Origin of the sequence: Rothia sp. HMSC08A08 (genome assembly GCF_001808385.1) — a bacterium.
Taxonomy (GTDB): domain Bacteria; phylum Actinomycetota; class Actinomycetes; order Actinomycetales; family Micrococcaceae; genus Rothia; species Rothia dentocariosa.
Genome location: NZ_KV793064.1, coordinates 20,296 through 31,555, shown reverse-complemented (window position 1 = coordinate 31,555; position 11,260 = coordinate 20,296). Strand labels below are relative to the sequence as shown.

The window sequence follows — 11,260 nt, the reverse complement described above, 5'->3', positions numbered from 1 at the left end:
GGCCACAGGAAACATAGAACCAAAACTCAACTAGGCACATGCTGACCGATACAGAAAAGATCCCTCACGGTAACACATATCGTGAGGGATCTTTTCTGAGAAAATACTCTACGATGCCATTTTCGGCCGAACCTCAAGGTCGTCGGGGCACATGGTCTGAGCCAAAACCGCAGAACCACCCAACACCACATAACCGCGACCCGTTGTTAGAGTTACCGGTGCACGGCGCGGTAGCGTCATTGAGAACATATCGCCGTCGTAGTCAATATGCGGCTGCAGAAGCACACCGGTACGCGACTTACGCACCGCCTTCGTCCAGTGCGAATACATGGTGCGCAACTCACCCGGCTTACCCGAGGCAATGACACGGACAAATGGGGACTCCGCTTTAAGAAGATTAGCAATTCCCTGGTCAGCATCATCAATACGTTCCGCATCGTCAATCAACAAAAGCACTGGTTCCTCGGTAATTTCCAGCTCTGCTGCAAGGGAGTTAATATCCTGTGGAGTCGTAGCCTTCCGATCAAAATCACGATGCGCCAGCGGCGAGCGCCTGCTGCACATAACCCACACTTGAGCGTTCGTTTCTCCACGATCGCGCTGTTTCATAACGGAGTCAGCGATAGCCTGAAGCAGGGTCGATTTGCCGGAACGCGGTGATCCGCCGATAAGCGCACTTTCCCCTTCATAAAGCTCGAATGCTATTGGTTTGAGGTTATGCTCGGCAATACCCACCGGAATAATCCAGTTTTCTCCGCCAATCACTGGCTCTACACCTAGCTGGGAACGATGCACCAGGGAAGGCAGCTGCCCAATAACATCGGGCTTATCGACCGTACCCCAACGCTGCACGACCTGCTGAACGGCATCGTCAAGGCTCATCTGCGGTATTGCTACCTGAATTTGTCGGATGGTATCACTATCGACGCAACGTCCGGGCACAGCGGCTGGGATGTCAGTTCCTCGAATCCTGTAAGTAGTGTAGTCGTAGGAATCGGAGAGGTGAAAAAGCCAGCGCTGCTGGGTTACGTCACTAACAACGGCAGGAATTCCCTTCAAACGACTTGTCGCCATCATGAAGTGCATTCCTAAGGCAGGCCCCTCGGAGTATACGCGGTGGAAAGCTCCCAGGTAGTCGGTTCCGGTGTACTCCATGAATTCGTCGCGCAGGGTGCCGTAACCGTCAATAAGGATAATGAGTTTACGCGTATTAGCCGGATTAGAGCGGCGGCGTTCCAGCTCAACCATAAGATGCCGTAAGAACCTGGTCTGACGTTCCTTGGCACCTTCACCAGGACCTACATAGGCGCTCACATGCGGCAGGTTTTTCAAGGGGGCTAAAGAGCCCGGTCCCAAGTCAAGAACGAGCATATCGAACTGATCAGGAGGTGTGTTCAGGCAGAGGGTAAGCGCCATGGAGGCAAGCCCGGTGCTAGTGCCGCTACCGGGAGTTCCGACGAGGAACATATTGCTGACGTTGGTATCCCAACCGGCGGGTACCTGAACCTGGTCTTCGGGTATATCGGCGAGACCGAAGAAGACGGTACTGCCCTGAACGGTACCTACAATCGGAGTGTCACCATCTGCGGGTGCGGGTTCGTCAATCCCGTAAAGGGGCTTCTCGAATCCGTTCAGCGGCAGGTTATCGCCGAGGGCTTCGGGCCAGACTTTGCGCGGCGGGGCATAGCGCTGCTCGTGGTTGGCTTCGACGATGGCGTCGATCAGGTTGTCGAGGTCATTCGCATCGGTCTTCTTCGGTTTCGGCAGTGCACGCGGTGCCGACGGAATGCCAAAGATATTGGTAGAGCGCATTTCAATAGGGTCTCGTTCGACAACGCCGCTGTACCCGGTTACCAGCGCGGTCTGAATGGGGGTAATATCTGTTTGCCCCAGTTTGATGTAGGCGCGGCCCATCTGGGAGCGCTCGATGGATGCGGCGTCCGGCACCTCAATCACGTTGGAGGAGTCGTCTTTAGACTGCACGCGCAGCGCAACACGCAGGTTGGTGTTCGCCAGAATGTCGTTGTTCACCACGCCAGCGGGTCGCTGGGTTGCCAGGATCATGTGCACGCCGAGGGTACGACCCACGGCACCGATGCTCACGAGCGAGGTCAGCACATCCGGGAAGTCCTTGGCGAGCATGGCGAACTCGTCAATCACCAACAGCAGGCGCGGCATAGGTTCTGGCGGGTTGGTGGCGTGGTATTCGATGATGTTGTCCACGCCCTCCCCGGCGGCAGCGAAGAGCCGCTGTCGCCTTTCCATTTCAGCTTCGAGGCTGATCAGCGCACGGTTTGCGAGCTGTTCGTCGAGGTTACTGATGGTGCCGATGGTGTGCGGCAGCCGTTCACAGGCTTTGAACGCCGCGCCGCCCTTGAAGTCGATCAGAATGAAGTTGAGGCGCGTGGGGTCGTTATGGGCCGCCAGACCGGCGACGAGGGATCGCAGGAATTCACTCTTACCCGAACCCGTGGTACCGCCGACAAGACCGTGCGGACCGTCTTTGACGAGGTCGAGGGTGTACACACCTTGGTCGCCAACGCCGATTTCGGTGCTGTATCCGGTGGATTTCTGCCAGGTGTTAATAATCTTTTGGGCGGTGGGTGGCGTGCCGATGCCGGTGAGTTCGGGCAGGCGCACCAGCCCGGGCAGACCCGCACCGGGGATGATGAGCTCAGGGTCGTCGAATTCCGCAAGCATCCGCGCCAGTTTTGTGACGTAGTCAAGGTCGATGCCGCCGATAATAACGTCGTTGACGGTACGGCGTTTCTCGGGTTCGTAGAAAGTTGCGGCGGCGTCTTCGTCCACTGTAACAACTACGGTACAGGAGGCGGGAAGCTGCTCTTCAGAGTAGGCGATTACGATACCAGTAACTTTATGGACCGGCTTGTCTCGTCGAGCCATTTCACGTGCGTTAATGCCGCGCCCAAACCCGAGGAGTTTACGAGCAGGTGCATCGCGCCCTTCAGTCAAAGTTTCGGAATCAATAACGAGCATGAGTCCGGGGCTGAGCAGTCCGTCGATGCTCTGCTGCAGATTCTTGAGCATAGCTGTGGATTGCTCGTAGTCCTGCGAAATCCATCGGCCACCCGTGGAAGATCCACTCTGTCGAGTATGCGGCAGCCACGAGGTCCACGACCACTCATCTTCTTTTCCACGGTCGAAAAAGACGCCTAGGGTGAGGTCTGCGGGTCCGCAGTGGGTCACGGCCTGCATCACGAGGCTGCGCGCTAGGGCGAGGGCCCCTTCCCTATCCCCCACGATACCGATAACACCGGCGTCAGTGAGGTCGGCAATCATTGGGACACCCCGTAATTGAGAAGAATCGAGAAGGTCTTTTACTTCTTTTTCGGGTTCTTGCGTTGTCGAAAGGTCGTTTTTGGGAATCCAGGCGTAGTTCCCGTACCCCACATGCAAGGTCATAAAATCGGCCGCAGTAAAGCGCCGCTGCCATACTTCTACACTGGGAAGCTTGATGCGCCGGGCTACGCTGGCGGGGTCAGGGGCGAGTTCCTGCAGACGCAGACGTTCATAATTATAGATATCTTGAAATTTTTGTTTGGTTTCGTCAATCTCTTTCTCGAACCGGTTTTCTTCCTCTCGCTTATCGCGTTTAAAACGCCATTTCTGCTCTATCCACATTACAAAAGCCGCAACCGGACTCAACAGGGCAAAAAGCCCGTACCGAGGCTCACGCATAATAGCAACCATCGCACCGGCAAAAATCAACGGTGCGATTACCGTAGCAATGTTAAATCGGCTGGGCTTATTAACGTTCTTCCGCTTCGGTATTTTGACGGTATCTGATTCGGGCATAAGAGCCGCGCGCGGCGGACGGTTGAAGGGTGCCGTGCGGCTGGGGGTCAGGTTGGGAAGCGACCCTGCGCGCGGTGCCAGGGTTTCAGTGAGCTGCGGGCGCACAAGCAATGCCACTCCCCCGGCGTAGATGACGGCTTCGTCGTCTACTTCTACCCCATCTTCGCCCAGTTTTGCGCCGTTCACGTAGGTTCCGTTGGTGGATCCCGAGTCTTTGATGAGTACCCCGTTGTCGGTCTGGGTGGCGGTGAAGTGTTCCCAGGATGCGCTCTCGGTTTCCAGCACCACATCGGCCTGGGGGGAACGCCCCGCCACGAGGGCGCGACCGCTCGGTAAGGGCAGGATGCGCCCCGCATGCAACCCGCCCGCGACGGTGATGGACCATCCGTGAATGGGTTCGGCAACCGGCGTGGGGGCGTATCCGATGGTGCTGCCTTCGAGCAGCACGACGGTATCCATCGTGGTGTCACCGGTGACCGGCTGGGAGTCTACATAGAGCGGGTCGTCAGCGGCTATCTCTGGGCCGCCCGCCGTGTAGACGATCTGCCGCAGCGTGGTGTTCTCCTGCCACGAATCGAGTTCGATACTTTTCTGAAAAGATTCGAGGGATATTTGGATTCGCATACTGTTCCTTTGACGATCTCACAGCCCTGTACAAGACGGCATCTTATATTCTTTATTTGGAATATATACTAGTCAATTGCTATTCATTGTAGGTTTCCGTTCGAGTTCCACGCTCTGCAAACCAGACGATGCGCGGTTCCTGATCGTTGCTCGGCTCGGGCCGCAGCCCCAGACTCTGCTCCGTAGCATGGAGTGTCTGCACGGGCGCAGTCGTTGGGTTTTCATGAGTGAAATCGAGCGCGTCGCCCGCAATCGCCTGAGCGGCATCGAGCCTCATGCTTTCCAGCACGCGAGTGACAGCCTCCGGCTTGCGTTCGTGCACCTTATCGATCGCATAGGCGAACGCCAGCACCGCGTTGTGGGAGCGCGCATCCGCATAGGGAGCGGCGGATTTGAAGGCTTGGTCATCCTGCAGGGTCATGTAGGATGAATCCTGACCCATAACACGCACCGCTTCGAGGAAGGCGGCGAGCCCCCGCCCGGGGTCATCGGACTGCAAAGCCAAGGAGTCTGACATGTTGTACCCAACGGTCGTCAGGTTTGCCGAGACCGTGCCCCCCTCAGCCACAAGGGTTCGCGCGAAAATGGGCGATACGGCCTGCGGACTCAAAAGAATCTGAGCCGTCACCCCGGCGTATTGCAGCTCTTTGACGATTTTAGCTTGACGAATTGCCGAACCCGAAACGAAGATATTCGCCGAAGCCCCGTAGCTCTGGGACTCTTTCTTGACGTCTTGCGCCAGCTCACGCACATCGGTATCGCGGTCGTACGCATGTTTGGCGGCAACCTGCGGAATCTTCACCTCAGTATCCTTGGGAGCTATCACGATGCTCTGGGTACTCGGCTGCGAAGCCTGCATATACGCCTGCGAAAGCTGCTCGGGGGTGGGCGCCAGGCTCCAGACTCCGCGCCCGGTATCTACGCTGTCGTAGACCTCAATCACCGGGATGCTGCTCTCACGTGCCGCGTTCGTCGCACCCTTAATATGCTCACCCGAGGAAGAAATAATAATCCCCTGAACGCCCTCAGATTTGAGTTTTTCGACGGCATCACGAGCCCCGTCAGGGGTTCCCTTATCGTTAGCGACCGTCAGCTGAACGGGGGTTTTACCAAGATCCAGACGATGCGCGGCCACCGCAGCACCCTGGGCAGGGAGCACCCATTCGGAGCCTTCCGCATCCTCGCCGTAGGTCATAATAATCCCGATTTTGGCGTCGCGATTATTGTTGTTCGGCAGCGTAATTTCCTGCGGAACAACGGGGGCTATCGCCTCGGTATCGCCGGGTGCGCGCAGGGGCCGAATATCCGGTCGTAGCAAATGAGCTGCCACCACGATAACCAACAACAAGACCCCCAGAAGGGCACCCCAGCCAATGATGGTCAGGGGTACCCTTCGGGATGTTTGTTCTTCCTCAAGCTGAGGCTCTGGGGTCACGCTACATGTCCCTAATGTGGAAGGTGTAAACCACCTTCACTTCGGCCTTACCACCGTCAGGCAGGTGGAAGGAGGGCAGTGACTTGAGCTTTTCCAAGGATGCCTTGAACTGTGCCTGCCGCAGCTGCACGGCCGCAATATCCTCGGCACGAACGCTGGTGTAACCCTGCGCGTTCTGCGAGGCAAGCGCCAGCTGGAAGTCGGCGGCGCCAGCTTTCGCGGCGTTCGTCTTCAACGCGCCCAACAGACCCGAACCATCGACTCGGCTATCGCCCAGGTCGAGGATAACTTTGTTGAGGTCGTCGGCAAGAAGCACGGATGCACCCGCCAGGTCGCGGCTGGCGTTTCCGGTGCGCGCATCCAGCTGCTCCAGGGAGCTCTGGGTGACCCCGTCCAAGGATGCCTTGAGGTTCTCAACCTTACCGGCGATGTCACGGCGCTGCGCCTCCAGAGAGTTACCGGCATCGCGCACGATTACATTCGAGGCTTCCGCCAGACCGTAGATCGAGCTGGTGAAGGAATTCTGAATGGAATCGGCACCTGCCGAACCCTGAGCCGATACCTGGCGGATCTCCTGCGAAATCAGGTTGTTGATGTTCTTGCTGGTTTCGTCAGCAGAGTCCTTGAACGCATTCTTGAGAGCTTCCGAAAGTTCGGAGTGCTGGCTGGAAAGTTCATCCAGGTTCTTACCCAGTTCGTCGGATGCGCTAGTCAGCGCCTTGAGCTTTTCATCCAGGGAGTTCGGGTCGTTCTGGCGATCATCACGATCACGGTTCTGGTCGTCACCTTCGCCCGCATACGCCTTCTCAACCGAGCTGAGCGCGGAGTCCAGGGAGTTCACCTGGTCGGAGAATCCCTTGGCGTTCTGCGCCAGAGGAGTGGTCGGGTTCTGCAGGTCGGTTTCCTTGATAACCTCGTCCCAAGCACGTGCCTGGTTGTTCAGGCGCTCGTCCATAGCCTGCCCGTAACCTTCGGGCGCCTGGAGCTTGTCGACAGCAAATCGATGCGCTGCCGGGACTACGGGGGTGCCGCCCTGGTTAGCGTTGTTCCCGTTTTGGTTATTGTTCGGGGTGTTCTGGTTCTGACCGTTCTGATCGTTTTGACCGTTCTGGCCATTCTCAGTCGGGTCGTTCTGCGGGGTTACCTGCGCACCGCCCTGACCATTCTGATCGTTCTGACCATTCTGGTTGTTATTGGGGGTGTTCTGGTTATTATCCTGATGACCCTGGTTCTGGTCGTTCTGGTTACCGTTGTTCCCGTTTTGGTTATTGTTCGGGGTGTTCTGATCGCCTTGGTTCTGGTTATTCTGATCGCGCTGCGGGGTTCTCGGGGTCTCACCGCAAGGCGTAGAAGTCAGGTAGGAGCGCAGACGGTCTACTTCCTCTTGCGAGAGCTTGCCGCCGTTTTCTACCGAGAGCTTGCAGAGTTCGTTAGCGATATCTTCGTTCTGCTGGTCTATAGAGTTTGAGTTTCCGCTCACGTCGTTGCGCGCCGCCACGGCCTTGCTGTGCAGGCTGTTGAGCGCCTTGGTGAGCTCATCCGAGGTTTTCTTGAGCTCATCTACCGACCGGCGGCTAGACTTGAGCGATTCCGTGACGTCACCGTTCTGCTGGTGGTCTCGAATGGCTTTCTTGCCTTCATCGCTCTGCAGGTACTTCGTCAGGTTGTCTACCTCGCCGCGCAGGGCACGGTAGTTCTTGTTGGCACCCTTGAGGTACTCGGGCTGCAGCTCGTTCACAAGCTTCTCACCATTAGCGACGAGACCAATCAGGCTTGCCTGCGAGGTGACCGAAGCACCGTACAGGGAGCAGGTGACCGAAGACCCGTCACGGCAGACCTCAGGGCTGGGGTTGTCCGGCCCGATGGTCTGGCGCAGCGAGTCCGCGAGGGCATGCTGGCAGTCGCCGCTGGCATCGGCATAGTTGTTGAGAATCTGGGAAAGCTGCACGAGGTTGCCGTATACGCTCGATCCGCCTCCGGCTGCACCGCGATCGACGGTGCATGACCCGTTCTGATGCGAAACCGAGACATTCGGAACCTGCGAGGTATCACCCAGCAGGGTATCCATCGTGTTCACGGTGCTTTCCAGCTGGCTGATGAGCTGGTTCTTGTTGCCGTCGGCAGTCTTGGCGAGGTCATCCTTGAGGGACTGAATCTGCCCGTCAAGCTCCGCCATACGTTTGGTCAGGCTCTCGCTGTTAGCCTGCAGGTTTTTCGCGGCATCCTGACCCAGAGTGTCCGAGGTGTTGTCCAGGCTGGAGCGCAGTTCGTTCACCTGCGAGCTGGCGCTGGTAATCGTCGAATCGACGTTGTTCACCAAGTCGATAGTGCGCTGAAGCATCGCAACCTGGTTGGCGTCGTTCTTATTGAAGCTGTTGTTGAGCACGCTCTCACCCGAAAGGTCAGAGGCAAACCCCGGCTGAACCGCGATATCGAAATCGGGTGCCTTGAAGTCCTGCGCATTCACCTTCAGCGTGAACGATGTGCTCGCCCCGGAGGTCGGAGGCGCCAGGATCGCACCCCACTGCACGTTCGCCTTGCCGTCCCCGGTCGTACTAATCACGCCGTTGGTTGCGCTGTCGTCCGTCTTATCGCCGGAGGTAATGATCTGGTTGGATTTCACGTTATCGAGTGAAACCGACCCTGCCACCGTAAACGGAACACCGACGAGCGCCTGATTGGTGCGCTTGGTGCCGCCCGCATCGTAGCTTACCTCTTGGGACTTGAGCGTAAGGTTTTCGACGGTGACCTTAATAGTCAGCTCGCCGGAGTACCCGTTCAGGTCTTTCAGGTTTGTACCGGTGCCTTTGGAACTCTGGTACTGGGTGCTGACGCGCACCGGAACGTCGTTAATAACGTCCTTGACCTTGAAGTTGATGGTTTTGCTGGAGCTCTTGTGCTCTTGTTCATTGACATAGATATTATTGGTGTCAATAGCAGAAACGTTACCGTTGCTCGCAAGTTTAAGGTTCACGTTCTGCAGCACGTGCGTGGGGTTTTGCACCTGCTGTTCGCTCTGCTGGGTCGTCTGCCCGGGCGAGGTAGGATCACTATTCTGCTGGTCTGACGAGGAGCATGCCGCAAGGAGCAAACTGCCAATGACCCCGATGGTTAAAGGCACCCGCACACAGCGGCTCTTCCACGTCAGCCGTGACTCTGACGCGTCGAAGCGTGTAGACATATGGCACTCCGGAAGGTGGCTGATTTTATGGACAGTAATGTTGCATCGTATGTGTGTGGCGTTGAGTAAACCGTTCGAGGCAACTTAAAGGTATTCTACCGCGCCATGAGTAGAATGTGCGGGAAATATGCCAATCTTAACGCTCTGTCGCACGATCAACAGATGTTCAATTACCGTGATGTAATACTGAAAGCGTTACTTTGCAGATTTGTGAAGTTACCCACCTGAACGTTGAGCTTGCACTGGGGAGCAACCGATAGGGCCGTCACATTTTTCTGATCCGCTGAAATCGACAGGTGACCGGAGCATCCGTCTGTGAAGGCGATATCGCCCGTGTCCGGCGCCAGCGAGGTAATGGCCTGGGAGGGGGTGCCGGTCTGCGGCAGCTTCATGAGCGGGTTCAGGTCATCCTTGCCGCTGGGCCACACCGGCAGCAGGGTAACCGGTACCGCCGACTGGTTAACCACGCGGTTGGGCACCTGCACCTCAATCTTCTGGATGCGCTGAATGGGGTATGAAGCCGATTTCACGTCCGGGTCGCTAATGGCGGTCTGGGTTTTCTTGGTGATCTCGCCCAGCCATTTTTCGAGGCTCTTCTGATCGGGAATATCGATATCGACCTTGGCGCTCATGGTTACGGCTGAGTTCGCTGGAATCTTAAGGTTACTCACGTTCCAGGCGCATTTCGTATCCAGCCCGGTAATGGCGGCCTGATTTTTGCGGATCTCCTCGGCCTCACTCGCCTGGTTCCATGTGGTTTGCGGGCAGGAATCGGTGCTCAGCCCGGGAATGACCTGCAGAATATCGCCGTGCAGCCCGGATTTTTGCGTCGAGTACTCAAATTTCACGGTCGCCGTATGAGAAGACGGGTCATAGTCGGCCTCCAGGCGGGTGCCTAAGCCACTCGGCAGGGGCGAATTCGTGCCTGAAGATGCGGTCCAATGCTCTTTTGGCCCCTCTTGCTTCTTCTCACCGGAGCTGTTGATAAAGACGAAAACGCACGCGCAAATAAGCGCCAAAATACCTAATATCGACCCCCACACGAGCGGGCGTTTGAGCTGTGAGGCAACCGTTCTCGGCTGCTCATTCTCAAATTCTTCGTCGATTTCTTCCTCTTCGACAACCGGCGCCTCGGTCACCGGGCGGATAATCGTCTGATGCGAGGCTTCACCCAGTTCGGGTACTTGGGTGCTGTAGTTATCCGACGCGGCTTGAGCGGGTGCCTGCTCGCCGCCGCGAATAACCGTGCGCTGACGACCACCAGTGCTCTGGCTTTCTGAGGCACGTTCCTCATACTCGAACCGGTCAGCATCCTGATATTTCTTGCGCAGAGCCCGAACCTGCGCCACAGCCTGCGCGGCCTGCGGGCGGTTCTTGGGCGATAGGCTCATAAGATTCTCAAGGACGGTGCGCACATCCTCGGGAAGGTGATCGCTGATCTGAACGGCAGAATCCGCATCCACCAGCGGAACGGCGCCGACCAGAAGCTCGTGCAGCATAACACCGGCGGAATAAATATCGGCTGAGGAATCCGAGCTTCCATAGGCTTTACGCTCGGGCGACATGTAGGCGGGCGTACCGTAAAAACCCTGGCTCTCCGTCTGCCCCATGAGCGTGGCGATACCGAAGTCGGCAACCCGCACCTGCTCCACGAGGGCATCGCCGTAATGCCCCGATAAAAGCACATTATCGGGCTTAATATCTAGGTGCAGAACCCCGGAACGATGCGCGTATTCCAGCGCCAAAAGCACGCGCTCGACAATGCCGAAGGCCTCGCCGGGCAGCAGATTCTTCTGCTTCTGCAAAAACTCGCGCACGCTTCCGCCATGCTGGTATTCCATGACGATCGCCAGGTTATCGCCCTCGACCACCATGTCTTCGATTGGCACGATGTACTGGTGATGCAGTTGCGAGAGCACGGTGCGTTCGCGCACGAACCGCTCAAGAAATTCGCTGTCTTTGTGGTACTCGGGCTTGAGGAATTTAGCAGCATACAGCGCCCATGAGCCTTTACGTGAGACCGCCCAGACGGTGCCGACCGTGCCGGAACCTACCGCACGAATGAGCGTGAAGGCGGATCCTAGCGGCGCTCCTTCGCGCATGCCGGTTATTGCATCGTCCACGGTTGCTCCTCACGCTCTAGTGCTCGGGTAGGTCTCACGGCTATACCTAGTGTAACCGGCGCATCCGCAAGATTCAGCCTT

4 protein-coding genes are annotated in these 11,260 nt (G+C 57.2%); all 4 read right to left on the bottom strand.

Going from position 1 to position 11,260, the window contains the following annotated elements; all coding sequences use genetic code 11:
- Nucleotides 1–108: 108 nt before the first annotated feature.
- Nucleotides 109–4,440: an FtsK/SpoIIIE domain-containing protein gene (locus HMPREF3164_RS04710; RefSeq protein WP_070449257.1), complete on the bottom strand. Its 4,332-nt coding sequence runs from the start codon at nucleotides 4,438–4,440 to the stop codon at nucleotides 109–111.
- Nucleotides 4,441–4,519: 79 nt separating this feature from the next.
- Nucleotides 4,520–5,875, bottom strand: a complete 1,356-nt coding sequence (locus tag HMPREF3164_RS04705; protein WP_070449255.1) for an ABC transporter substrate-binding protein — start codon at nucleotides 5,873–5,875, stop codon at nucleotides 4,520–4,522.
- Between the two features lies 1 nt (nucleotide 5,876).
- Entirely contained in the window at nucleotides 5,877–9,056 is a 3,180-nt protein-coding gene (locus HMPREF3164_RS04700) for a 1,4-beta-xylanase (protein ID WP_070449253.1), read from the bottom strand.
- Nucleotides 9,057–9,226: 170 nt separating this feature from the next.
- Nucleotides 9,227–11,179, bottom strand: coding sequence for a serine/threonine-protein kinase (locus HMPREF3164_RS04695; RefSeq protein ID WP_246822611.1), 1,953 nt, complete (start codon nucleotides 11,177–11,179; stop codon nucleotides 9,227–9,229).
- Nucleotides 11,180–11,260: the final 81 nt, after the last annotated feature.

Bases quoted from the DNA above. Each gene is read 5' to 3' on its own strand.
- HMPREF3164_RS04710 (WP_070449257.1), bottom strand. From the start codon at position 4,440: ATGCGAATCCAAATATCCCTCGAATCTTTTCAGAAAAGTATCGAACTC.
- HMPREF3164_RS04700 (WP_070449253.1), bottom strand. From the start codon at position 9,056: ATGTCTACACGCTTCGACGCGTCAGAGTCACGGCTGACGTGGAAGAGC.